General features: G+C 42.0%; 26 protein-coding genes and 1 pseudogene. 18 read left to right on the top strand and 9 right to left on the bottom strand.

The annotated features are described in order from the left end of the window. The first annotated feature begins 215 nt into the window (after positions 1 to 215). The 10 genes and pseudogenes from sufC (at position 216) to yunB (ending at position 10050) form a co-directional block, all read left to right on the top strand. Complete coding sequence (gene sufC / locus ACZ5B7_RS25450) at positions 216 to 1001, top strand: Fe-S cluster assembly ATPase SufC (protein ID WP_464491409.1); 786 nt, start codon at positions 216 to 218, stop codon at positions 999 to 1001. Positions 1002 to 1025: 24 nt separating this feature from the next. Next, positions 1026 to 2336, top strand: a complete 1311-nt coding sequence (gene sufD / locus ACZ5B7_RS25445) for a Fe-S cluster assembly protein SufD (protein ID WP_464491408.1) — start codon at positions 1026 to 1028, stop codon at positions 2334 to 2336. Continuing rightward, the gene (locus ACZ5B7_RS25440) at positions 2336 to 3565 is read left to right on the top strand and encodes a cysteine desulfurase (RefSeq protein WP_464491407.1); all 1230 of its coding nucleotides are present in this window, start codon (positions 2336 to 2338) and stop codon (positions 3563 to 3565) included. The genes sufD and ACZ5B7_RS25440 overlap by 1 nt, the downstream gene beginning before the upstream one ends. Next, complete coding sequence (gene sufU, locus ACZ5B7_RS25435) at positions 3555 to 3992, top strand: Fe-S cluster assembly sulfur transfer protein SufU (RefSeq protein WP_213144330.1); 438 nt, start codon at positions 3555 to 3557, stop codon at positions 3990 to 3992. Before ACZ5B7_RS25440 ends, sufU begins: the two co-directional genes overlap by 11 nt. Before the next feature lie 71 nt (positions 3993 to 4063). Further along, the gene (gene sufB / locus ACZ5B7_RS25430) at positions 4064 to 5461 is read left to right on the top strand and encodes a Fe-S cluster assembly protein SufB (protein ID WP_213144331.1); all 1398 of its coding nucleotides are present in this window, start codon (positions 4064 to 4066) and stop codon (positions 5459 to 5461) included. Positions 5462 to 5745: 284 nt separating this feature from the next. Continuing rightward, on the top strand, positions 5746 to 6591 hold the full coding sequence (locus ACZ5B7_RS25425) for a DUF72 domain-containing protein (protein ID WP_464491406.1): 846 nt from the start codon (positions 5746 to 5748) through the stop codon (positions 6589 to 6591). Positions 6592 to 6618: 27 nt separating this feature from the next. Next, positions 6619 to 7442, top strand: a pseudogene (locus tag ACZ5B7_RS25420) (sulfite exporter TauE/SafE family protein). 4 nt (positions 7443 to 7446) lie between these two features. Then, complete coding sequence (locus tag ACZ5B7_RS25415; RefSeq protein WP_464491405.1) at positions 7447 to 8802, top strand: bifunctional metallophosphatase/5'-nucleotidase; 1356 nt, start codon at positions 7447 to 7449, stop codon at positions 8800 to 8802. A 67-nt stretch (positions 8803 to 8869) separates the two neighbouring features. Further along, the gene (locus ACZ5B7_RS25410) at positions 8870 to 9172 is read left to right on the top strand and encodes a YunC family protein (RefSeq protein WP_378582819.1); all 303 of its coding nucleotides are present in this window, start codon (positions 8870 to 8872) and stop codon (positions 9170 to 9172) included. Positions 9173 to 9264: 92 nt separating this feature from the next. After that, the gene (yunB, locus tag ACZ5B7_RS25405) at positions 9265 to 10050 is read left to right on the top strand and encodes a sporulation protein YunB (protein WP_213144336.1); all 786 of its coding nucleotides are present in this window, start codon (positions 9265 to 9267) and stop codon (positions 10048 to 10050) included. A gap of 155 nt (positions 10051 to 10205) precedes the next feature. Here yunB and ACZ5B7_RS25400 read toward each other — a convergent pair whose 3' ends face one another. After that, positions 10206 to 11186: a M23 family metallopeptidase gene (locus ACZ5B7_RS25400; protein ID WP_464491404.1), complete on the bottom strand. Its 981-nt coding sequence runs from the start codon at positions 11184 to 11186 to the stop codon at positions 10206 to 10208. A 178-nt stretch (positions 11187 to 11364) separates the two neighbouring features. Between ACZ5B7_RS25400 and lipA the strand changes: the two genes are divergently transcribed. Further along, positions 11365 to 12285 carry a lipoyl synthase gene (gene lipA / locus ACZ5B7_RS25395; RefSeq protein WP_213144504.1) on the top strand — a complete coding sequence of 307 codons (921 nt, stop codon included), beginning with the start codon at positions 11365 to 11367 and terminating at the stop codon, positions 12283 to 12285. Between the two features lie 56 nt (positions 12286 to 12341). Here lipA and ACZ5B7_RS25390 read toward each other — a convergent pair whose 3' ends face one another. Then, positions 12342 to 12983, bottom strand: coding sequence for a YhcN/YlaJ family sporulation lipoprotein (locus tag ACZ5B7_RS25390; RefSeq protein WP_464491403.1), 642 nt, complete (start codon positions 12981 to 12983; stop codon positions 12342 to 12344). Positions 12984 to 13095: 112 nt separating this feature from the next. Here ACZ5B7_RS25390 and ACZ5B7_RS25385 point away from each other — a divergent pair, with 112 nt between their 5' ends. Next, on the top strand, positions 13096 to 13371 hold the full coding sequence (locus ACZ5B7_RS25385) for a YutD family protein (RefSeq protein ID WP_213144339.1): 276 nt from the start codon (positions 13096 to 13098) through the stop codon (positions 13369 to 13371). A 34-nt stretch (positions 13372 to 13405) separates the two neighbouring features. Here ACZ5B7_RS25385 and ACZ5B7_RS25380 read toward each other — a convergent pair whose 3' ends face one another. Together ACZ5B7_RS25380 and ACZ5B7_RS25375 are read right to left on the bottom strand one after the other, a co-directional pair. Then, the gene (locus tag ACZ5B7_RS25380; protein WP_464491402.1) at positions 13406 to 13699 is read right to left on the bottom strand and encodes a cytosolic protein; all 294 of its coding nucleotides are present in this window, start codon (positions 13697 to 13699) and stop codon (positions 13406 to 13408) included. A gap of 58 nt (positions 13700 to 13757) precedes the next feature. Further along, on the bottom strand, positions 13758 to 14024 hold the full coding sequence (locus ACZ5B7_RS25375; protein ID WP_213144341.1) for a DUF3055 domain-containing protein: 267 nt from the start codon (positions 14022 to 14024) through the stop codon (positions 13758 to 13760). Positions 14025 to 14212: 188 nt separating this feature from the next. Here ACZ5B7_RS25375 and ACZ5B7_RS25370 point away from each other — a divergent pair, with 188 nt between their 5' ends. The 3 genes from ACZ5B7_RS25370 (at position 14213) to ACZ5B7_RS25360 (ending at position 16805) form a co-directional block, all read left to right on the top strand. Beyond that, a complete protein-coding gene (locus ACZ5B7_RS25370) occupies positions 14213 to 15514 on the top strand; it encodes an EAL domain-containing protein (protein ID WP_464491401.1) in 1302 nt (433 codons plus the stop codon). A gap of 27 nt (positions 15515 to 15541) precedes the next feature. Next, complete coding sequence (locus ACZ5B7_RS25365) at positions 15542 to 15979, top strand: DUF86 domain-containing protein (RefSeq protein WP_213144343.1); 438 nt, start codon at positions 15542 to 15544, stop codon at positions 15977 to 15979. Positions 15980 to 16040: 61 nt separating this feature from the next. Beyond that, entirely contained in the window at positions 16041 to 16805 is a 765-nt protein-coding gene (locus tag ACZ5B7_RS25360) for a TIGR01457 family HAD-type hydrolase (protein ID WP_464491400.1), read from the top strand. 39 nt (positions 16806 to 16844) lie between these two features. Here the strand turns inward: ACZ5B7_RS25360 and ACZ5B7_RS25355 are convergent, their stop codons facing one another. Then, positions 16845 to 17345 carry a phosphatidylglycerophosphatase A family protein gene (locus ACZ5B7_RS25355; RefSeq protein WP_423799470.1) on the bottom strand — a complete coding sequence of 167 codons (501 nt, stop codon included), beginning with the start codon at positions 17343 to 17345 and terminating at the stop codon, positions 16845 to 16847. A 184-nt stretch (positions 17346 to 17529) separates the two neighbouring features. On the opposite strand from ACZ5B7_RS25355, the gene yutH reads away from it, so the two are divergent. Beyond that, the gene (gene yutH, locus ACZ5B7_RS25350; RefSeq protein WP_464491399.1) at positions 17530 to 18540 is read left to right on the top strand and encodes a spore coat putative kinase YutH; all 1011 of its coding nucleotides are present in this window, start codon (positions 17530 to 17532) and stop codon (positions 18538 to 18540) included. Positions 18541 to 18602: 62 nt separating this feature from the next. On the opposite strand, the gene ACZ5B7_RS25345 is transcribed toward yutH, so the two are convergent. Then, positions 18603 to 18845: a NifU family protein gene (locus ACZ5B7_RS25345; RefSeq protein WP_241114018.1), complete on the bottom strand. Its 243-nt coding sequence runs from the start codon at positions 18843 to 18845 to the stop codon at positions 18603 to 18605. A gap of 136 nt (positions 18846 to 18981) precedes the next feature. Here ACZ5B7_RS25345 and ACZ5B7_RS25340 point away from each other — a divergent pair, with 136 nt between their 5' ends. Further along, positions 18982 to 19308 carry a YuzD family protein gene (locus tag ACZ5B7_RS25340; RefSeq protein WP_464491398.1) on the top strand — a complete coding sequence of 109 codons (327 nt, stop codon included), beginning with the start codon at positions 18982 to 18984 and terminating at the stop codon, positions 19306 to 19308. Between the two features lie 50 nt (positions 19309 to 19358). On the opposite strand, the gene ACZ5B7_RS25335 is transcribed toward ACZ5B7_RS25340, so the two are convergent. Both ACZ5B7_RS25335 and ACZ5B7_RS25330 read right to left on the bottom strand, forming a co-directional pair. Continuing rightward, positions 19359 to 19724 (bottom strand): HesB/IscA family protein, encoded by a 366-nt coding sequence (locus ACZ5B7_RS25335; protein WP_464491397.1) that lies wholly within the window; start codon positions 19722 to 19724, stop codon positions 19359 to 19361. Positions 19725 to 19861: 137 nt separating this feature from the next. Further along, positions 19862 to 20101 (bottom strand): YuzB family protein, encoded by a 240-nt coding sequence (locus ACZ5B7_RS25330; RefSeq protein ID WP_213144349.1) that lies wholly within the window; start codon positions 20099 to 20101, stop codon positions 19862 to 19864. 264 nt (positions 20102 to 20365) lie between these two features. On the opposite strand from ACZ5B7_RS25330, the gene ACZ5B7_RS25325 reads away from it, so the two are divergent. Beyond that, positions 20366 to 21433, top strand: a complete 1068-nt coding sequence (locus ACZ5B7_RS25325) for an NAD(P)/FAD-dependent oxidoreductase (protein WP_423799467.1) — start codon at positions 20366 to 20368, stop codon at positions 21431 to 21433. Between the two features lie 47 nt (positions 21434 to 21480). On the opposite strand, the gene ACZ5B7_RS25320 is transcribed toward ACZ5B7_RS25325, so the two are convergent. Beyond that, the gene (locus ACZ5B7_RS25320) at positions 21481 to 22476 is read right to left on the bottom strand and encodes an NAD(P)/FAD-dependent oxidoreductase (RefSeq protein ID WP_464491396.1); all 996 of its coding nucleotides are present in this window, start codon (positions 22474 to 22476) and stop codon (positions 21481 to 21483) included. Positions 22477 to 22659: the final 183 nt, after the last annotated feature.

Below are 22659 nucleotides of genomic sequence, written 5' to 3'. Positions count from 1 at the left end.
TACATAAAAAGTCTTTATCTGAATTTTCTTTAAAAACTTCCTGCTATTCTCATTTAGCATGTTCTTAGTGAAAATACATGCTAGTTATTACTATTAAAAAGTTGCTAACAAATTTCATTTGTTATAAGATTGTAATGAGAATAAAGTGAGAATGAATGCGGAAGATCTTAAAAAATCTGTCTGCAAAGATACAATACATTTTCGGAGGTATGAATATGGCTGGATCAACTTTAACAATTAAAGATCTGCACGTAGCAATTGATGGGAAAGAAATTTTAAAGGGTGTCAACCTTGAAATAAAAGGCGGCGAAATTCACGCCATTATGGGTCCTAACGGAACTGGTAAATCTACATTATCTTCTGCTATCATGGGTCACCCTAAATATGAAGTAACAAGCGGCAGCATTACGCTTGATGGGCAAGATGTTTTAGAAATGGAAGTAGATGAGCGCGCTCGTGCTGGACTATTTTTAGCCATGCAATACCCAAGCGAAATTAACGGTGTAACGAATGCTGACTTCTTGCGTTCGGCGATTAACGCCCGTCTTGGCGAAGGTAACGAAATTTCTTTAATGAAATTCATTCGTAAAATGGATAAGCAAATGGAATACCTTGAAATGGATCTAGATATGGCGCAGCGTTACCTTAATGAAGGCTTCTCCGGCGGTGAGAAAAAGCGCAATGAAATCCTGCAATTAATGATGTTGGAGCCAAAGATTGCGATTCTCGATGAAATCGACTCCGGACTTGATATCGATGCCTTAAAGGTAGTATCGAAAGGTGTCAACGAAATGCGCGGTGAGGATTTCGGCTGCTTAATTATTACTCACTATCAACGTCTGTTAAACTATATCACTCCTGACCATGTGCATGTGATGATGCAAGGCCGTGTTGTAAAATCCGGCGGGCCAGAGCTTGCACAGCGCTTAGAAGCAGAAGGATATGACTGGATCAAGCAAGAGCTTGGTATTGAAGATGAAACAGTTGAGCAAGAAGCTTAAAAGCTTTTGTTAGGAGGGTTAGCAATGACAACAGAAATAACATTACCGTTTGATAAGGGTTTTGTGAGCTCTTTTTCAAAAGAAAAGAGCGAGCCTGCTTGGTTTGAAGAGCTTCGACTGAAGGCACTTGAGCATTTTCACGAACTGCCAATGCCTCGACCAGATAAAACAAAAATAGATAAATGGAATTTTACACAGTTTGAGCAGCATACAGTTAAAAGTGCTCCATATACATCTTTGGCAGAATTGCCAGAAGAGGTTAAAGCATTAGTTGATTTGGATGCGGCAAAACAAAATTTATATATTCAGCGCAACCAAACTCCAGCCTTTATTTCTCTTTCAGAAGACCTAAAGGCAAAGGGTGTTGTGTTTACCGATATTTTTACTGCTGCTAGAGAGCACGGCGATTTATTGAAAAAATATTATATGACACAAGCGATCAATGCTGATGAGCACCGTTTGACTGCTCTCCATGCTGCATTTGTCAATGGCGGAGCTTTCCTGTATGTTCCGAAGAACATCGAAATTGCGGAACCGATTCAAGCAGTGTTCGTTCATGACAATGTGGAAGCAAACCTGTTTAACCATGTTCTTGTCGTCGCAGAAGATAACAGCTCTTTAACATATGTGGAAAACTATATTTCCACAGTGGAAGAGTCCAATACCTTGGCAAATATCCTGACAGAGGTAATTGCCAATACAAATGCAAAGGTGCAGTACGGTGCTGTCGATACTTTGGCAAAAGGCATCACAACCTATGTGAACCGCCGCGGTGTCACCGGCCGCGATTCCCGAATCGAGTGGGCGCTTGGCATGATGAATGAAGGCAATACCATTTCTGAAAATACCACCAATCTTCTTGGTGACGGTTCTAATGGCGATTCGAAAACTGTTGTGGTTGGACGTGGTGAGCAGACCCAAAACTTTACCACAAAGGTTGTTCATTTTGGCAGACATACAATAGGAAATATCTTGAATCATGGCGTTGTTAAGGATAAGGCTACTTCTATCTTCAACGGAATTGGCAAAATTGAACATGGCGCCTCTAAATCTGACGCTGAGCAAACATCACGCGTGTTAATGCTGAGTGAAAAAGCTCGCGGCGATGCGAATCCAATTTTATTAATCGACGAAGATGATGTTATGGCTGGCCACGCTGCTTCTGTAGGACGCGTTGACCCAGTGCAATTATATTATTTGATGAGCCGCGGTATTCCGAAGAAGGAAGCGGAACGTTTAGTCATTCATGGCTTCCTAGCACCGGTGGTAAATCAGCTTCCAATTGAGAAAGTAAAACAGCAATTAGTGGAAGTTATTGAAAGGAAAGTAAGATAATGAATATCCAAGATATTCGCAAACTGTTTCCTATTTTAGACCAGGAAGTTAACGGCAAGCCATTAGTTTATCTGGATAGCTCTGCGACATCGCAGAAGCCCGTCCAAGTTATTGAAACACTTGACAGATACTACCGCGAGTACAATTCAAATGTCCACCGCGGTGTGCATACATTAGGTACAAAAGCAACAGATGCTTACGAAGGTGCCCGTGAAAAGGTCCGTAAGTTCATCAATGCTAAATCCATTCAAGAAGTTATTTTTACAAGAGGAACGACGACCTCCCTTAACACGGTGGCGGCAAGCTACGGCGCCGCCAACCTGAAGGAAGGCGACGAAATCGTCATTACCTATATGGAGCACCACAGCAATATCATCCCATGGCAGCAGGTAGCTAAACGGACTGGTGCCCAGCTGAAATACATTCCGCTCCAAGAGGATGGAACGATTTCATTAGATGATGTCCGTTCGACTATCACACCAAACACAAAAATTGTGTCGGTGATGCAGGTATCCAACGTGCTTGGCGTCATCAATCCTGTTAAGGAAATCGCCAAGATTGCCCATGAAAATGGCGCTATTATGGTAGTTGACGGTGCACAAAGTGCTCCGCATATGAAAATTGATGTTCAAGATTTAGATTGTGATTTCCTTGCTTTTTCCGGCCATAAGATGTGCGGACCAACCGGGATTGGTGTCCTTTACGGGAAAAAGCATCTGCTTGAAAAAATGGAGCCGGTTGAATTCGGCGGTGAAATGATTGATTTCGTGGAATTATATGAATCAACCTGGAAAGAGCTGCCGTGGAAGTTCGAGGGCGGAACACCTATTATTGCGGATGCCATTGGTCTTGGTGCAGCGATTGACTTTTTAAATGAAGTCGGCTTAGACACTATTGTCGAGCATGAACATAAGCTTGCAGCCTATGCGCTGCAAAAAATGTCAACTGTTGAAGGCATCACGATTTATGGACCACATGATCCGGCTAAACGCGCTGGTTTAGTGACTTTCAATTTAAGTGATGTTCACCCGCATGATGTAGCGACGGTTCTGGATGCGGAAGGAATCGCTGTCCGCGCCGGCCATCACTGCGCCCAGCCGTTGATGAGATGGCTTAAGGCATCTGCAACAGCTCGTGCCAGCTTTTACCTATACAACACAGAAGAAGATATTGATAAACTCGTAGAAGGGCTTGTCAAAACGAAGGAGTATTTCAGCGATGTCTTCTAACTTAGATGCACTTTACCGAAGAGTAATCATGGACCATTACAAAAACCCGCGCAACCGCGGGGTTTTGGAGGATGGAAGCCATACGATCAATATGAATAACCCGACCTGCGGTGACCGCATTCAATTAACATTGAAGGTGGAGGACGGCATTGTTGTTGATGCCAAGCAGGAAGGGGAAGGCTGTTCGATTTCCATGTCATCTGCTTCGATGATGACGCAGGCCATTAAAGGTAAGAAAATCGAAGACGCATTAAAGCTGTCGAAGATTTTTTCTGATATGATGCAAGGTAAAGAAGTGGATGATGATATCGATTTAGGCGATATCGAAGCACTTCAAGGGGTTGCCAAGTTTCCAGCCAGAATTAAATGCGCAACATTGGCTTGGAAGGCAATGGAAAAAAGCTTGAAAGAAGAGAATCAAGATTAAAACGGTTCTGAAAGTATCCTGCCTCTTGCCTGGAGCTTTCACCTCTCGTAAAAAAAGGAGGAATACTTGCGATGGCGAAGAAAATGCCGGAGATCGGCGAGTATAAATATGGTTTTGCCGATAAAGACGTTTCCATATTCCGATCAAAACGTGGTTTAACACGTGAGATTGTTGAAGAGATTTCAAAAATGAAGGGTGAACCTCAGTGGATGCTTGACTTCCGCTTGAAATCACTTGAAATATTTTACAGTAAACCAATGCCGCAATGGGGCGGTGACTTAAACTCATTGAATTTCGATGAAATTACCTACTATGTAAAACCATCGGAGAAATCAGAAAAGTCATGGGATGAAGTACCGGAAGAAATTAAAGCGACATTTGACAAACTTGGAATTCCTGAAGCCGAGCAAAAGTATCTTGCAGGGGTTTCTGCGCAATATGAATCCGAGGTTGTTTACCATAACATGAAGGAAGACCTTGAGGCATTAGGAATCATCTTTAAAGATACCGATTCTGCGTTAAGGGAAAACGAAGATATTTTCCGCAAGCACTGGGCAACCGTTATTCCGCCAACTGATAACAAATTTTCTGCATTAAACTCAGCTGTTTGGTCCGGCGGCTCTTTCATTTATGTACCGCCTGGTATTAAGGTGGATACACCATTACAGGCCTATTTCCGGATTAACTCAGAAAACATGGGGCAATTTGAAAGAACGCTGATCATTGTTGATGAAGGTGCATCTGTCCACTATGTTGAAGGCTGTACAGCACCAGTTTATACAACTAACTCCTTGCACAGTGCAGTTGTAGAAATCATCGTTAAAAAAGGCGGCTACTGCCGTTATACAACGATTCAAAACTGGGCAAATAACGTATATAACCTTGTAACAAAGCGGACTGTCTGCGAAGAAAATGCGACAATGGAATGGATTGACGGTAACATCGGTTCTAAATTAACGATGAAATATCCTGCTGTTATTTTAAAAGGCGAAGGTGCCCGCGGCATGACCTTATCGATTGCGATTGCTGGTAAAGGCCAAGTGCAGGATACTGGTTCTAAGATGATTCACTTAGCACCAAATACTTCTTCAACGATTGTATCTAAGTCGATTTCTAAACATGGCGGAAGTGTAAACTATCGCGGCATGGTCCATTTTGGCCGTAAAGCAGACGGCGCTCGCTCTAATATCGAATGCGATACGTTGATCATGGATAATCAATCTACTTCAGATACGATTCCATACAACGAAGTGCTAAATAACAACATCTCACTTGAGCACGAGGCTAAGGTTTCCAAGGTTTCTGAAGAGCAATTATTCTACTTGATGAGCCGTGGTATCTCCGAGCAGGAAGCTACTGAAATGATCGTTATGGGCTTCATCGAGCCATTTACAAAGGAACTTCCAATGGAATATGCTGTTGAGATGAACCGCTTGATCAAGTTCGAAATGGAAGGCTCAATCGGTTAATATTTTTGAAAAATTAAACCCGCTTGCTGGGATAGGCAGGCGGGTTTTTGCATTGGGAATGGGGTTACTCTCGGATGGGGGCAGGATACTCTCGGATGGGGGCAGGATACTCTCGGATGGGGGCAGGATACTCTCGGATGGGGGCAGGATATTCTCGGATAAGGGTGGAATACTCTCAGAAAGGATGCTTACTATCGTATAGGTCCTTCCAACTGTCGGATAAGCCCGCCCAACTATTCCCAACTAAAAAGTTTATGCTATTATAAAAAGCGGAGGTGAACTCATTGATATATATCGGTCTGACAGGCTGGGGCGACCACGACAGTTTGTATACAGGTCCAATCACGCCCAGAGACAAATTAAAGGAATACGCAGGCCATTTTCCAATCGTGGAAGTGGACACCGCTTTTTATGCGATACAGCCCCAAAGGAACGCCTTGAAATGGGTCAATGAAACGCCGCCTCAATTTCAATTTATCGTCAAAGCCTATCAAGGCATGACAGGCCACAATCACGGTGAAATACCATTTGAAAATAAACAAGCAATGTTTCAAGCATTTATAGAATCATTGGACCCTTATATTGAGAAAAATAAACTTGCCATGGTTTTATTTCAATTTCCTCCGTGGTTTGATTGCAAACGGGAAAATGTTGATTACTTAAGATGGTGCAAACAGCAAATGGGGGAAATCCCGTGTGCACTCGAATTCAGGCACCAATCCTGGTTTGCGCCGCAATACCGTAAACAGACACTGGAGTTTATGAAACAGGAAAATTGGATTCACAGCATATGCGATGAACCGCAATCCGGGGATGGTTCCGTTCCGACGGTTCTTGTATCCACAAACCAAGATAAGGTTCTTGTCAGATTCCACGGCCGCAATGTCCATGGCTGGCAAAAGAAAAACGCCGAGAATTGGCGGGATGTCCGCTACCTTTACCGCTATAACGAGCAGGAGCTTAGTGAATGGGCCGGACACATCCACAAGCTTGCCGAGAGATGCGACGATGTGTACCTCCTGTTTAACAACAATTCCGGCGGCGACGCAGCAGATAACGCCAAGCAGATGATGGACATATTAAATATTGATTATGAAGGATTGGCTCCAAGACAGCTGGACTTATTTTAAAAGCAGACATAGAAAGAAAGTGAAACAATGGAATGGATTGTTCTTCTGATCATCGGAATTTGCGCAAGCTCATTGGGCTCGCTGATTGGCCTTGGCGGCGGAATCATTGTCGTGCCGGCGTTGCTCTATTTGGCGACAGTAAACGGGTTTGCCCACATCACGCCGCAGGTTGCCGTTGGGACATCGCTTTTTACGATGATTTTCACGGGGCTTTCCTCGGTGTTGGCCTATGCAAAACATAAAGTGGTTGATTATAAGAGCGGTCTTATTTTTCTAATCGGCAGCGGCCCGGGGAGTATTTTAGGGGCGTGGGTAACAGAAAGAATGAACCTCCATGCTTTTAATTTATATTTTGGTCTATTTATTATTCTCGTCTCGATTATCCTGTTTATAAAAGATAAATTAAAGCCAATACCATATCGGAAGGACAGGGGAATTACCCGTACTTTTACGGATAACAGGGGTAAAACCTATGAATATGGCTACAGCCCCGTTGTTGCAGTTATTGTTTCGTTTGTTGTCGGGTTTTTATCAGGTATTTTTGGTGTAGGCGGCGGCTCGCTGATGGTTCCAACGATGATTCTCGTCTTTTTCTTCCCGCCTCATGTGGCTACAGCAACATCGATGTTTATGATTTTACCAACCTCCATTTTAAGCTCCATAACGCATATCTCATTAGGAAACGTCAACTGGCTTTATGCTTTAGCACTTGTGCCGGGGGCTTATATTTTGGGGCGAACATTGGCGTATTTTTAAATACGAGATTAAAGAGCAAAACGATTGTCTGGATATTAAGAACGGTTCTTGTCATCGTCGGGGTTCGGCTAATCTATGAAGGAATAGCAGGGTAGGTAGATGCAAATGGAAAGAATACATATATATCATACGAACGACATCCACAGCCACTTGGAAAATTGGCCGCGCATCGAGCAATTTTTGAAGCAGCAAAGGAAGCACCACCAAGATCAAGACGAGGTTTTCCTATTTGATATTGGCGATTTCATTGACCGCTGGCATCCGTTGACAGAGGCGACCATGGGTAAAGCGAGTATTGACCTCTTAAACGAATGCCAATATACTGCGGTCACAATTGGCAATAACGAAGGAATCAACCTACCCCATGACGGGCTCGATCAGCTTTATGATGATGCACAATTTGATGTGCTGGCAGCAAATCTTTTTCAAAAAAATAACCAGCAGCCAGGCTGGGTAAAGCCCTATCAAATTTATCGAACCAAATCGGGTACTCGCCTTGGCGTCATCGGCCTAACGGCTAACTTCGCGCGTCTCTACGAATTACTTGGCTGGAATCTGACCGAGCCGATTAATGAGCTTAAAAAATGGATCATAGCCGTAAAGGAACAATCGGACATGGTTATTCTGCTTTCCCACCTCGGTCTTCGTGATGACGAACGAATTGCAGCAGAATTTCCTGAGATTGACGTGATTCTGGGTGCTCATACTCATCATTTTTTGGAAAATGGGAAGCTTGTAGACAATACGCTTTTGGCGGCCGCGGGAAAATTTGGCTATTATGTGGGCCAGGTTACGATTACGTTGGACAGCCAGAAAACCATCCAAGACAAACAAGCCATTCTTTATGATACAAAGGAGCTTCCGGCCGCTCAAAATGAGGCTCAGATAGCAGAGGCCTTCCTAGATAAAGGGAAAAAGCTGCTTAATGGAAGAGTCACGACTCTAACGAAGCCATTCTTAAGCAATCCGTTTAAAGAAACAGAATTCTCGCATTTCCTATGCAAAGCTTTACGGGATTGGTGCCATACAGATTGTGCGATGATCAATGCTGGCCTTCTTCTTGGTCCGTTATCCGGCCATGTGACAGAATTTGACCTTTTAAACATCTGCCCGCACCCGATTAATCCATGTGTTGTCGAGGTTAACGGCGAAGAATTAAAAGATATATTAATTGAAACGATGGATGAAAGACTTCATCAAAGGCAAATTAAAGGGCTTGGTTTTAGAGGAAACATGCTGGGAATCTTTGTTTATGACGGATTCACGTTTCATTCCGGAGAAATTTTTATTAATGGAGAAAAGCTGGAGCCTCAAAAAATCTATACACTTGCACTACCGGATATGTTTACGTTTGGGCATTTTTTTAAAGGAGTTCTGCCTCATAAGGATAAGCAATATTTTCTGCCGGAATTTTTGCGCGATATCCTGAAATGGAAACTAAAGACCCAGTCTTAATCCTGGGACACACGCTTTTTCCTTTTCCTACATAATGTGATAGTAGGGAAAGGAGTGTGGAATCCTGATGATTGATCTTTCACCAATTGAAATTGACGGCCATACGTTCCTGGCGGTCTCCGTGTTACTTCCGAAAACGACCTTGCTTGCTGTGACAAGCGATAAAGGATATATAATGTGCGGTGCGTTGGATGTCGGCTTATTAAATGATAAACTAAAGGACCGTAACATTATCGCAGGAAGAGCTGTCGGAGTAAGAACGATTGACCAGCTGTTGAACGCGCCGCTGGAATCCGTCACAATTGGCGCGGAGGAATTAGGAATCTCAAAAGGCATGATCGGCAAAGACGCCTTGCTGAAAATGATATAAAAGTCTGCTATCGTAGCAGGCTTTTTACCATTTATTTATTGGGCTAGTTCACCCCTTTTTCGCATACACATACGATGAAGGGGTGATTTTTGTTGGCAAAATTTCGCATGTACCGGCGGCGAAGAGGTCCGTTGCCTTTCCGATATGTCATGCTTTTAACTTTTGTCTTTTTCCTGTTGACATCAGCAATCAGTGTATTGCTTGTGAACAAAGGGATTGAACCTACCTTAATGAGATATGCCGAATCCGAAACCCGGAATATCGCTTCACTTGTGATAAATAGAGCTATTACGAAAAGGACCACCAATGTCGGAGAAAATAATCAAGTCGTGCAAATCATCCCAGGCAGCGATGGGGAGAAACAAAACTTTCAGTTAAATACGGATTTAATTAACAGAGTATTGGCTGAAACAACGGCACAAATTCAAAAGAATTTGAAGGCGGCAAAACAAGGTAATCTTGCCCAGCTGGAACAGATTACAGATGTGGAAATTGAAACGGAGAACACGAAGGATGAGAACTCGATCACCTGGTATGTTCCATTAGGGCAGGCAACCAATATTGCTTTGCTAGGGAACCTTGGTCCGAAAATCCCTGTCAAATTTCAAGCCATTGGGGAAGTGGAACCGGATGTGCATATCCAAACGAAAGAAATGGGGATTAATAATACATGGGTGGAAGTCTCGATTGAGATTGAGGTATCCGTTCAAATTATTACTCCATTTGCTACGAAAATTACGAAACTGAAGCAAAGTATTCCAGTCGGAAGTGCTCTTGTCGAGGGAACGGTTCCGCAGTTCTATAACGGCGGAGGAGGCATGATTCCATCCATTCAGGTTCCCGAGAAAAAGCAGGATACCAAAAAATCAGGAAATTAGCAAAAGGACTATCCAAATCGGATAGTCCTTATTTGTCTAGCTCCAGCGCCTAGGGGCTCGGGGTCATAAGCCAATCCGTCAAGAAGGCTAAAAAGCTGCCTTCTCGCCGGCTCGTCTTATGCCTGTCGCCCCTGGTCAAGGCGCTTCCGCTTTTCTTATTTTCTAGCGTTTATTCGTTCAAGACGTTTCCACTTTGCCAAATACGGATAGGGGTCAAATGACCATTCGGTAATCCCATTATCTTTATACATGCCATAATGGAGATGCGGCGGGAATTTCCCTGATGTGCCTGGAGGGCCGTACCCGGAGCTTCCTACTCCGCCAATTACCATCCCGGGTTCAACAATTTGCCCGACCTTTAAGTCTTTGGCAAACCCACTGAGATGGGCAAAGTAATGATATGTGTTATTGATATCCCGGATGCCTATTCTCCAACCGCCAAATTTATTCCAGCCCTTCATTTCCACAATCCCGTAACAAGTAGCCCTTACCGGTACACCATAGCCGGCAAAAATGTCAGTACCCTCATGAATTCTTCGTCCGCCCCAGCCCCGGGCATCTCCCCAGGTGCTGCGATAGCTGTGATTGCTTCTTAAAGGAACTGGGAAAACATTTGTATCCAAATTCAGCCGTCCAAAATGACGGTACATTTTGGCATAGCTGACGATGCTGCCAACCGATCGATCCCGGTGGTAATAATCCCATAAACCGATTTTAATATTATCTTCATCTACTCCATAAGAAAGCAGATAATGAGCAAAGGAATACAATACATCTTCATCATTTTTCAGGCTGGCATTTCCATCTCCATCCCCATCAACTCCGACTCCATTAAAAAACTGGATAATTGCAGGATTCTCTTCGGATGGATTAGGATTAGTCAGCCCGGCCCATTGTTCAGGGCGAAAATAAATGCCAATCAGGCTCTCTGGTTTTGACAAATCGCGGCGTGCCAAGCGGACATTTCGTTCATATTGGTCAACCGCAGCTAAATAATACCAAGGAATTTGGGTGATGGTTTCAACCTTCTTATAAAGTTTCATTCGTTCTTGGTATGGATTGGCTTCCGCAGCTTTTGCCTCTATACTTGAGGTAAATAACAAAAGGAAAGCTGCTATTATCAGCACAGCCCGCATAGGAATTCTCCCTTCCCATTTATAGTTCAAGGTTAGTTTATGAATTCTAGAACATTTCATTATGGTCAATAATTGGAAATCGGGAAAATCATTGCGGCAGATGCTGACTTCTTGTCGTTGTCGACCCAAGTATGTTAAAGTGACATCAGGAGTGTTTAAACATAGTCGGGGGTGCATGATGAGCAAGAAAGAGGAAGTCCTGAGAAAACCTGATTGGTTAAAAATAAAGCTTAATACAAATGAATCATATACAGGATTAAAGAAATTGATGCGGGAAAAGAATCTTCACACCGTTTGTGAAGAGGCGCGCTGTCCAAATATTCACGAATGCTGGGCAGTACGGCGAACGGCTACCTTTATGATTCTCGGTGATACATGTACCAGGGCCTGCCGCTTCTGTGCTGTAAAAACAGGTCTACCTACGGAACTTGACTGGCAGGAACCGGAAAGAGTCGCTGATTCCGTTCAGCTTATGAACCTGAAACATGTTGTCGTAACCGCAGTTGCCAGGGATGATTTAAAGGATGGCGGTGCAGCAGTATTCGCAGAAACCATCCGGGCCATCCGCCGGAAAAACCCGTTTACAAGCATTGAGGTCCTTCCGTCTGATATGGGCGGAAAAGAAGAGAACCTTCGAACATTGATGGATGCAAAGCCAGATATTTTAAACCATAATATCGAAACGGTGAGACGCCTGACACCAAGAGTCAGAGCGCGTGCAAAATATGATCGTTCCCTAGAATTCCTGCGCCGGGCAAAGGAAATGAATCCAAGTATTCCTACAAAATCAAGCTTAATGATTGGCCTTGGCGAAACAAAAGAAGAGATTATTGAGGTTATGGATGATTTGCGGGCAAATCATGTTGATATCATGACGATCGGCCAGTATTTGCAGCCGACCAAAAGCCACCTAAAGGTTATAAAATACTATAGCCCTGATGAGTTTAATGAATTACGTGACATTGCCATAAGTAAAGGGTTCAGCCATTGCGAAGCGGGACCGCTTGTTCGTTCTTCTTATCACGCTGATGAACAAGTAAATGCTGCTGCAAAGCATAAGCAATTACTTGGCGAACAAAGTACGCAGGAAGCCCAATAACTTGAATTTAAAAAAGAGTTCAGCCCTTAGTTTAATTCGGGTCTGAACTCTTTTTATTAGCGTTTGTGATTATAATCCATATCGTCCTTTGTCAGACCGTTTTCATCTTCACTATCGTTCATTCTCGTCCCTTGTGGGGATTTTTTCATTTGTTTGATTACATAATTTACCTGATCCCGTGATTTACTGCTGAGGGAATCCAAACTAGCCAAGTTTTGGATATCTCGGATATGGACCTTATTATCACTGACATATACATGGTAATACCTTGGGACTACGGATAACGCTGTTTTCTTCACCTGGTCAGCAGTTAAGTTTCGGTTTTTCGAATCGGTATGGTAAGCGACTAGAACTTCTCTGTCCGTTACTAATGTAGCCACATCATTAACGTTTGGTATATTGGCACTTAAGCGGCTGATGACATGAGCTACCTGTTCACGGTCTAGAGCCGTGTAACCATCATTTGTGTTATTATCGTTCATCAGGGGACTTTTCTGATGACGTACAAAGCCATAGTCATTGCTGGCGTTACGGATATCCTTGCTTGCACCTTCACGGTAGAGCTCGTGACGTTTATTGTTCACATTGATGGTATTGCCAGACTCTTCATATACGTCGTTTTTACCCATGTCCTTTGTGCAGCCTGTCATTGCTGTCAGTGCACATAATCCAATGATTATGCTTAATTTTTTCAACATTAACACCTCCTTTTATTAGATTTTCCAAAGCACTCATTTTTTTTCTTAGTAATTGATGGTGAATCGGTTATAATGGGATAAAGAATAGCTGGCAAAATTTGAGGTGAAAACCATGATTCTTATTAATAACACTACTTATGAACTTGTACAGGAATTTCGGAATGGTTTTAATGAGGAAGCCCTAAAGGCTAGATATAGTGACATCTTATCCAGATATGATTATATTGTGGGAGACTGGGGCTATGGCCAGCTCCGATTAAAAGGCTTCTTTGAGGACCAAAATCAAAAAGCAACCTTTGATACAAAAATCAGCACTTTAAGCGAGTACCTTTATGAATACTGTAATTTTGGGTGTGCTTATTTTGTGTTAAAAAAGGTTAAAAAATAAACGAAGGGGCGATTTAATCCCCTTCGTTTATTTTTTAAGCTTCGTTATTGTTATACGGGGCCTGTTCATCGGTTTCTTTATCATCATGCGGAGGATGCGCTCCCGGGTATTCTCTTGGCAAATCCTGATGCAGGGCCTTAAACTCATAGTTAAATGCACTGTACCGGCGCTGCTCCTCTTTCCACGAGGTACTCTTCAGTTCGACAGGGTCTTCTTTACGAATCGGCGACCCTAAAGGGCCCTCGGGAAATTCTTCCGCAGTCAGATAGTTCCGCTGTACTTCCACATTCGAGAAATCCCCGTATTTATCGGAATCCTTTTCAGCCATGTTCCTCACTCCTTTTTCTTTTATTATTTCATCCTGAGTGAAAAACATGAGTCAACCTTTAGATAATCTCCTGTAAGAAGGATTTTAGCTCTTCTGCCTCTGCTTCATTAATATTAAAAGCATATTCTAAATATCCTTCCTCCTCGAGATCATCATGTCCAATGATGGCAAATCGATTTCCTTGCATATTCATTACTAGGGATTTGCCGTAGTGCCTGTCCGTTTTTACGACTGCTAAATCATAACGCTGATTTTCCCCGACAAAGCTGACAAACCTTGTTTTGGTATTTTCGGTATCATCATATAAGAAAAAACGCTCGCTCATTTCATATCTCCTTTTAAAAAATACTCTCACATTATCTATAGTAACAAATTCCTGCAGTGGATGGGAGAAGGATTAAATTTCTCAACCATTGGTTTAGGAATATTTTTCTTCGAAAAATACGGATAATGTAAAAATATGTTATAATATAACTAAATATGTAAGCTAAACTGGTTGTGAGGGATGAATGTATGGCTCGTCGCATCATGAATATGCTATTAGGGGTAATGGAATGGGGGAAGATTTTGCTTCCTGCTGGTTCCTTGCGCTTTTATCCGCCTCAATTTATAATGCGCAACCCTGTATTAGAGGGTGTAACAGCCGCCTTTCAATCAGGCTTGGAGGCAGCAGTTATTGTTTTTCACCTGCAAAATATGAATGAATTGTCGGTTTTAAAAGGCAAAACACAGCAAGGTTATTTCATGAAGCAGTTAAAAAAGTATTTTCGCCATGCTGTCCAAGAGGAACTGAAAGAAGAGGAGATCATCTCGCTGCATGACTTTTATGGCGATGTGGTGACCTTGATTATGAAGGTGGATGTTGATAAAAACACTTTGTCTGATATGGATCATGTCATAAACGGATTGCTTTATTATGTTGAGGGAAGTCTGCAAAAACATTATCCTTCACAGCAAATTCACTTTGAAACCGGATATATGTTTATTGACAAGAAACATTACTCCATTTCTGATTCCATCCAAAAAGCCCATCGACAGGCCATTGCGATGGCTGAAAAAAGACTGGCAGTAAAATATGATGATATAGATTATATGATCAATCAAATTATCACTAGTAAAAATATCCGTCTGCTGGCCCAGCCCATTATTGATGTGGCAACAAATGAAATACGTGCATGGGAGCTTTTGACACGGGGGCCTAAAGGTACGGCAGTAGAAAATCCTTTGCCGTTATTCTCGGTTGCAAGGCAGACAGGGACATTATATGCACTCGAAATGCTGGTATTGGAAAAAGCGTTTGAACAAATTAAGAAAGCAAAATGCAGACAGGATATTTTTATCAATTGTACTCCGTTAACCCTTGGAAATATTCGTTTCACAAGGGATATAAAGAATTTATTGCAAAGATTCACTAGTATATCACCAAAACAAATAACAATTGAAATTACAGAAAACGATTCAATCGAAGGTTTAAAGAATTTCATTTATAATATAAAAATGTTACGATTAATGGGGTTTCGAATTGCCATTGATGATACAGGCGCGGGATACTCCAATTTAAGTACCATTAGTGAAATTATGCCGGATATTATAAAAATTGACCGATCTCTTATTCAAAATATCGATAAAAACTCGCTTAAGGAATCGATGTTAAAGGGGATTCTCCTAGTCGCGCGGGAGGCCGGTTCACTGGTTGTCGCGGAGGGAATCGAAAATGAGGATGAGGCATCTGTCCTCACAAGAAACAAGGTCGATTTGGCACAAGGCTATTTCTACGCTCCGCCTACTGTACTAAACATGGAAATGGCAACTTAGAACAGAAAATAGAAGGAAGTGGAGTTCATGTACTTTGTTGACCGGGATAAAATTGAAACGACATTAGTTTATTTGGAAACACAGATCACTCATTTCTCTACCCAGCAGGTATGGTCGACCCCCATTGAAAAGGCGGCATTAGAAAGGCTTACGCACATGATGCTCGAGTCGGTATTGGATGTCGGTAATGCCATGATTGACGGCTTTATCATGCGTGATCCAGGAAGCTATGAAGACATTATAGATATTTTAATGGATGAAAAGGTCGTTACTGAAGAAACAGGAAGCAGCCTGAAAGCTCTAATCAGTTTTCGGAAAAAACTGGTGCAGTTTTATACGGAAATTGACCATAGCGAATTAACCCGGGAATTTTCAAATCATCTGCCTGCACTGACTATTTTTTCAGTGAATGTACGGGATTATCTTACGAATGAATTGGGACCAGTTTCAGCATTTAAAAACTAAGACCGCAATCGGTCTTTTTCTTTTTAAAGAGGAGGACAAGATCAATTAAGGAGTGGGATGATTGAAGAAATATAAAGGATATTTAATTGATTTAGATGGAACGATGTACAAAGGCACGGAGAGGATAGAAGCGGCTTCTGATTTTATTAAGAACCTTCAGAAAAAGGAAATACCCTATTTATTTGTGACAAATAATTCTACCCGGACCCCGGCACAGGTCGCGGAAAAATTAAACAGCTTTGATATTCCAACTACGGAAGATAGGGTCTTTACGACAAGTCAGGCAACCGCCAATTATATCGAGGAACTGAAAAAGGATGCCTCTGTCTATGTTATTGGTGAAGAAGGGATTCGCACAGCACTTGATGAAAAGGACTTTCGGTTTGCCGGGGAAGATGCCGATGTTGTCGTAGTGGGCCTTGACCGCTCGATTACTTATGAAAAGCTGACAATTGCCTGTCTGGCTGTCCGAAACGGAGCCACATTTATTTCGACAAATGGCGATATCGCCCTGCCAACTGAAAGAGGGCTAGTACCGGGCAATGGCTCGATAACATCGGTTATAGCAGTATCAACGCAAACAAAGCCGATTTTTATCGGAAAGCCGGAAGCTATTATTATGGAGCAGGCGTTAAAGGTTTTAGGTGTGGCCAAAGAAGATACGCTGATGGTGGGCGATAATTATGATACCGATATTTTAGCGGGAATAAATGCAGGGATCGACACTTTGCTCGTTCATACGGGCGTCACCACGAAGGAACTATTAAAAGGATATACTATTCATCCTACATATACAATCGATACACTGGACCACTGGGAACCATAAAAGGATGGCTGAAATAGCCATCCTTTATCATTTTTAAGCTTATTCACAATTGGCTGCAGCGTGTGCCAGTCTGCTTGAGGCGGCAGCGGCAATGGCGCCAACGATATCATCTAAAAAGGTATGGCATTGGCCAGTTGATTTATCATTTAAATGTGCCAAAATACCAGGCTTTTGCTTATCGATATAGCCGTAATTAGTAAAGCCGATTGAACCGTACACATTCACGATCGAAAAAGCCAAAATCTCATCCACCCCGTAGAGACTTTCATCTGTTGCGATAATTGATTGAAGCGGCTCCTCAAGCATCCCTTTTTCAGCTAAGACATCAAGCTGGATTCCGGTAATAATGGCATTTTGGACTTCCCTTTTAGTAAGTACTTTTTCCACGTTCGCAATACAGTCTTCCATTTGCAGGTTTTTATGATATTTTTCCTGGAGATAAAAAACCAAATTGGCAATATCTTGGATTTCTACTCCTCTTTCTTTCAATAACCTCCGAGCCGTTTCCTGAACAACATTTGTCTTTTTTTGTTCTGCCATCCCTTATATCACCTTTTCTGTAAATTTTTCTATAATTGCTCTATTAACTTATGATATGCAATTATCCTTTCAAGAATCAAATAAAATAACTTTATGATTTGTTATTACTAAAAGGAAGACAACAAGTTTTCTTGGCTTTACTCATATATATGACGTAGAGGTGAAAAGAAGAAGGGGTGGAGAGATGCTGCGAAAAATGCTGGAGGATCAATATGGAATCAAGGCTGAGGAACAGGTTAAAATAGATGCTTTTGATGCGCTAAGAGGAAATGGCTTGCTATATTTGATTGTAAGTCCTGGGGGCAGAGAGGAGGAGGATATGAAGGAACTGGCAAGCATTGCTGAACATATGCGCCAAACAGGTGACAAAAATGTCCCTGCATTCATGCAGACTAAGGATGGCAACTATATTACAACCTGGGAACAAAATAAATACTGCGTATTAGTAAACCGGCAGACGGCCCAGCAGCAGCGAATATCCAAATTGGGGCGGAAACTGGCAAAATTTCATGAGCGGGGCAGAAGGGTGCCTTTTCAGATTCAGCGGTCGAGCAGAGTTGGACAATGGAAGGGGATTTGGGAAAAACGTCTGGAACAGATGGAAAAAGTGTGGAGTGGACTGCTTTTTCAAACACCCGAGGATGAATTTGAAAAATTGTTTATTGAGTCATTTCCGTATTACATGGGATTAACAGAGAATGCGATCCAATATTTAGTGGATACGGAAATTGATGATTCCCCCTTGGAAACAGACAGCGGGACAGTTTGCTATGAACGTTTCACGAAAAAAACGTGGGGCGGGCAATATATGATCAGAAATCCATTTGAATGGGTATTCGACCACCGCAGCCGTGATTTGGCTGAGTGGACAAGGGAACAATATTTTAATAATATCCAGACATATGATATGGAATTAAAACAGTTTTACGATGAATATCAGGGGATATCCCCATTGTCCTCTTTTTCATGGCGGCTTTTATATGCCCGCTTAATTTTTCCGCTCCATTACTTCGAATGTGTGGAAAATTATTATATTACCCGCTCGGAACAGGAAAAAAAGCTGTTGGAGGATACTTTAGGGAAAATTTTGCGGCAGTCCTCCGAATATGAACGTTTTCTGGCAGGCTTTTTTCATATTTCAGGGGCGCCGGTGAAACATTTAAGCCTTCCGCAGCTGGATTGGTTATATTCTTAATGGGCTTTAACTGAATACAAAAAAGCGATTGCATCTTTAGGCAATCGCTTTATTATTATTTTTTAAAAAACTTGCTCGACTTCAACAACACCAGGTACTTCTTCTAGTAAAGCCCGTTCAATACCTGCTTTTAGTGTGATGGTAGAACTTGGGCAAGATCCGCAAGCGCCAAGTAAGCGAAGCTTAACAATGCCTTCCTCCACATCAACTAGTTCGCAGTCTCCGCCATCGCGAAGAAGAAATGGGCGTAATTTATCTAATACTTCTTGTACTTGTTCAAACATTTCCTGTTCTGACACTTTCATCGACTCCTTTCCTACTTATATTATACTGTCGGTGCAAGGAAAAATCCATTCTCAGAAACTGGAGAAATAAAGTCATTTTCTTAGGTTTTGAAGGGGCTATATTGTAAAATAAAAGAAAAATATAAGGAATGGTTTTATGGAATTTACGGAAGTGGAAATTATCCTATATGGAGCGGCAGTACTCTGCCCAAGCTGTGTGAATCTGCCATCCTCAAAGGAAACATTTGAATGGCTGGAAGCAGCGATTGCGAGAAAATTCCCGAAGCAACCTGTTAAAATGACCTATGTAGATATTTTTCAGCCGACTGAAGATAGCGATAAATCGCAATTTGCCCAGAGGGTTATTGAAGAGGATATGTTTTATCCGGTTGTGGTGATAAAGGATAAAGTGGTTGGCGAGGGTAACCCTCGTCTTAAAACGATTTTTTCCGAATTGGAAAAGTACGGGTACAAGGCGATATAAGAAGGAAAGAGGCTGTCTCGAAAGACAGCCTCTGATCTTAAAACAAAGTCTTAACACTCTTCAGGTGTTCCAGCCGCTGTTGCGGTACGGAAAGATGAACCACAGCCGCAAGACGCAATCGCGTTAGGGTTATCAATCGTAAATCCCCCGCCCATCATCGATTGCTTGTAATCGATTTTCGTTCCATTTAAGATTGGAGCACTCTCTTTATCGACAAGAACCTTTATGCCAAATTGTTCAAATTGATGGTCATTTTCTTTAACTTCGTGCTCAAAACCCATGCCGTAAGATAAGCCGCTGCAGCCGCCGCCTTTTACACTGACTCGCAAAAAAGCGCCTTCCTCTTCATTATGCTTCATCATATCTTTAATTTGCAGTGATGCTGCTTCTGTTAAAATAACGATATCTTTGCTCATAATCTGACCCCTCCTTAAATAATTGAGGCTTATAAAATTAGTATATACACTAGCTGAAAACTACTCAACTAATACGATTTTTTAGTAATAGGATATGCTGTCAATATAGAAAAGGGAGCGGCTAGCTCCCTTTATATTTAGAACATAGGATTTTCTTCGAGATACTGATAAATATTATCCACCAAATCTTCAGGGGTTTTACCCGTAACAACTTCTCCATTCACAAGCGCATAGAGAGTGGATGCGCATTTACCACAATAGCCGAGACATCCATATTCAATGATATCCAAATTTGGATCTCTTTCTAATATTTCTAGTGCTTTCTGTGCCCCACTAGCAAGATTACTGACACAAAATTCAATGATCGGCTTAATCATTACCTTCACCTCTCCACAACTTCTAATCCTACCGCTTTTAGGCTGCTTCGTCAATTATCACGTTCTTGGCAAACCTGTCAAGATGTATTTTAAATGTGTTGTTATTTAGCCATATTTTCGTTATACTCATATTTGTGTGTTAAATGGACGGAATATCTATTTCAATAAAATCCCACTCGTAATTTCAATTGAAATACTGTCTTTCTGAACAAAATAAAAAAATAGAAAAATCTATAGTACAGTTATGACAAAGGGGAAATAAGCATGAAAAAATTAGTCATTCTTGGAGGCGGTTATGGGGGCATGAAAATTCTCTCCGAACTTCTTCCCAATAACCTGCCTGAGGACGTGACCATCACACTTGTGGATCGTGTTCCTTACCATTGTTTAAAAACAGAATACTATGCTTTAGCTGCTGGGACGATTTCAGATAAAGAAATACGCGTTTCCTTTCCAGAGCATCCTAGACTTGAGGTAGTTTTTGGGGAAGTCATCGGGATTGACAGAGAAGAAAAAAATGTCCTGTTAAAAGACGCTCAGCCAATAAGCTATGATGACCTCGTTATCGGATTGGGCTGTGAAGATAAATACCATGGTGTGCCGGGTGCTGATCAATATACCTATAGCATTCAAAGTATCGGTAAATCACGGGAAACCTATTCTGTCTTGAATAATTTACCCCCTGGTTCAGTCGTTGGGATTGTTGGGGCAGGCCTATCCGGGGTGGAGCTTGCCAGCGAATTAAGCGAAAGCCGCGATGATTTGCAAATAAAATTATTTGACCGCGGGAAGCATATTCTCTCTGCATTCCCTGACAGGTTGAGCAAATATGTAGAGAACTGGTTTGTAAAGCATAACGTTGAAATCATTAATAATTCCAATATCACCAAAGTAGAGGAAAACACCCTTTATAACCATGACAAGTCCATTTCTTGTGATGTAATTGTATGGACAGCAGGGATCCAGGCGAATAAAGTTATCCGTGAAATGGAAGGGGAAAAGGATAGCTCGGGACGAATGGTGTTAACCCCGCAGCACTTTTTGCCTCATGATGAACATGTTTTTGTTCTCGGTGATTGTGCAAGTCTGCCGCATGCGCCAAGTGCACAGCTAGCAGAAGGACAGGCCGAACAGATTGTCGAAGTTTTAAAAAAGCGCTGGAACGGCGAAGAACTGCCTGATTCTTTCCCGCCTATCAAATTAAAGGGAGTTCTTGGTTCATTAGGGAAAAAGCATGGCTTTGCGATGCTAGCAGATCGGCCTTTAACCGGCCGCGTTGCCCGTCTGCTAAAATCAGGGGTACTGTGGATGTACAAATTTCATAATGGATAATACTAAAAAGGCGTCCTAATTTGGACGCCTTTCGTATTAGTTAATAATTATTTATCGAACATGGAAGAACTATGAAGTGGTTGGATTTTTGCTTTAGGGTCCATGTATGCCTTCGCATTATTTACAGCAGTTGGGGCTTCACCGAAGCCGCAGGCAATTAATTTTACTTTTCCATCATAGGTGCAGATATCTCCGGCAGCGTAAATTCCAGGGATATTGGTTTCCATCTTGGAATTTACCTTAATGGAATTCTTTTCAATTTCGAGGCCCCATTCTTTAATAGGTCCGAGGGAGGAAACGAAGCCATAGTTGCAAATAACGGCGTCAACGTCAACGGTTTCTTTTGTTTCTCCGTTTACGGTTTCAAGAACGACCTGTTTAATGCCAGTTTCATCACCGATTAATTCTGCAGGAACATATGGTGTTTTCACATCTACTTTGGAATTCATCAAGTTTTCTACGCTGTGTTCATGGGCGCGGAACTTGTCACGGCGGTGAACAATCGTTACTTTTTCGGCAATTGGCTCAAGCATTAGTGCCCAGTCGACCGCAGAGTCGCCGCCGCCAAATACAACAACCTTTTGTCCGGCAAATTGATTCAAATCATCGATAAAGTAATAAAGGTTTTTGCCATCATACTGGGCAGCGCTCTCAAGCTCCAAACGACGAGGCTGAAATGCACCATTTCCGGCAGTGATAATAACGGTTTTAGAATAGTGGACCTCTTTGTTTGTTGTTAATTTAAAGGTTCCATCATCCTGCTTTTCAAGCTTTTCCACGGATTGCTCCAGAGCAACAGTAGGCTCAAACTTGGCCATTTGCTCCTTTAAGTTATTTATTAACTCCTGTGCACGGACTTTTGGGAATCCGGCAACATCATAAATATATTTTTCCGGATAAAGCGCAGATAATTGACCGCCCAACTGAGGCAAGCTTTCTATAATTCTAACGGATGCTTGTCTCATTCCCCCATAAAAGGCAGTAAAAAGACCAACGGGGCCTCCTCCAATGATGGTAATATCATAAACCTTTTGCTCTTGCACTCCGTATCCCCCCAACTAGTAGTTACGATTCCACTCATATCATAACATAAAATATGTAAATCCTCATATCTTTGTTGAGAAAATTATGACAATGAATAATAATATGTGAAAATTTATACTATTTTTGCGATAAATATATTCGATAAATTGCTTGAATTTCGGATAGAAGTAGCATATGATGTA

Source organism: Neobacillus sp. S1115, from assembly GCF_055385565.1.
Note: the sequence above shows the minus strand (reverse complement) of the source record. Positions and strands in the feature narration are given on the sequence as shown.

Bases quoted from the DNA above. Each gene is read 5' to 3' on its own strand.
- sufC (WP_464491409.1), top strand. From the start codon at position 216: ATGGCTGGATCAACTTTAACAATTAAAGATCTGCACGTAGCAATTGAT.
- sufD (WP_464491408.1), top strand. From the start codon at position 1,026: ATGACAACAGAAATAACATTACCGTTTGATAAGGGTTTTGTGAGCTCT.
- ACZ5B7_RS25440 (WP_464491407.1), top strand. From the start codon at position 2,336: ATGAATATCCAAGATATTCGCAAACTGTTTCCTATTTTAGACCAGGAA.
- sufU (WP_213144330.1), top strand. From the start codon at position 3,555: ATGTCTTCTAACTTAGATGCACTTTACCGAAGAGTAATCATGGACCAT.
- sufB (WP_213144331.1), top strand. From the start codon at position 4,064: ATGGCGAAGAAAATGCCGGAGATCGGCGAGTATAAATATGGTTTTGCC.
- ACZ5B7_RS25415 (WP_464491405.1), top strand. From the start codon at position 7,447: ATGCAAATGGAAAGAATACATATATATCATACGAACGACATCCACAGC.
- ACZ5B7_RS25410 (WP_378582819.1), top strand. From the start codon at position 8,870: ATGATTGATCTTTCACCAATTGAAATTGACGGCCATACGTTCCTGGCG.
- ACZ5B7_RS25400 (WP_464491404.1), bottom strand. From the start codon at position 11,186: ATGCGGGCTGTGCTGATAATAGCAGCTTTCCTTTTGTTATTTACCTCA.
- lipA (WP_213144504.1), top strand. From the start codon at position 11,365: ATGAGCAAGAAAGAGGAAGTCCTGAGAAAACCTGATTGGTTAAAAATA.
- ACZ5B7_RS25390 (WP_464491403.1), bottom strand. From the start codon at position 12,983: ATGTTGAAAAAATTAAGCATAATCATTGGATTATGTGCACTGACAGCA.
- ACZ5B7_RS25385 (WP_213144339.1), top strand. From the start codon at position 13,096: ATGATTCTTATTAATAACACTACTTATGAACTTGTACAGGAATTTCGG.
- ACZ5B7_RS25380 (WP_464491402.1), bottom strand. From the start codon at position 13,699: ATGGCTGAAAAGGATTCCGATAAATACGGGGATTTCTCGAATGTGGAA.
- ACZ5B7_RS25375 (WP_213144341.1), bottom strand. From the start codon at position 14,024: ATGAGCGAGCGTTTTTTCTTATATGATGATACCGAAAATACCAAAACA.
- ACZ5B7_RS25370 (WP_464491401.1), top strand. From the start codon at position 14,213: ATGGCTCGTCGCATCATGAATATGCTATTAGGGGTAATGGAATGGGGG.
- ACZ5B7_RS25365 (WP_213144343.1), top strand. From the start codon at position 15,542: ATGTACTTTGTTGACCGGGATAAAATTGAAACGACATTAGTTTATTTG.
- ACZ5B7_RS25355 (WP_423799470.1), bottom strand. From the start codon at position 17,345: ATGGCAGAACAAAAAAAGACAAATGTTGTTCAGGAAACGGCTCGGAGG.
- yutH (WP_464491399.1), top strand. From the start codon at position 17,530: ATGCTGCGAAAAATGCTGGAGGATCAATATGGAATCAAGGCTGAGGAA.
- ACZ5B7_RS25345 (WP_241114018.1), bottom strand. From the start codon at position 18,845: ATGAAAGTGTCAGAACAGGAAATGTTTGAACAAGTACAAGAAGTATTA.
- ACZ5B7_RS25340 (WP_464491398.1), top strand. From the start codon at position 18,982: ATGGAATTTACGGAAGTGGAAATTATCCTATATGGAGCGGCAGTACTC.
- ACZ5B7_RS25335 (WP_464491397.1), bottom strand. From the start codon at position 19,724: ATGAGCAAAGATATCGTTATTTTAACAGAAGCAGCATCACTGCAAATT.
- ACZ5B7_RS25330 (WP_213144349.1), bottom strand. From the start codon at position 20,101: ATGATTAAGCCGATCATTGAATTTTGTGTCAGTAATCTTGCTAGTGGG.
- ACZ5B7_RS25325 (WP_423799467.1), top strand. From the start codon at position 20,366: ATGAAAAAATTAGTCATTCTTGGAGGCGGTTATGGGGGCATGAAAATT.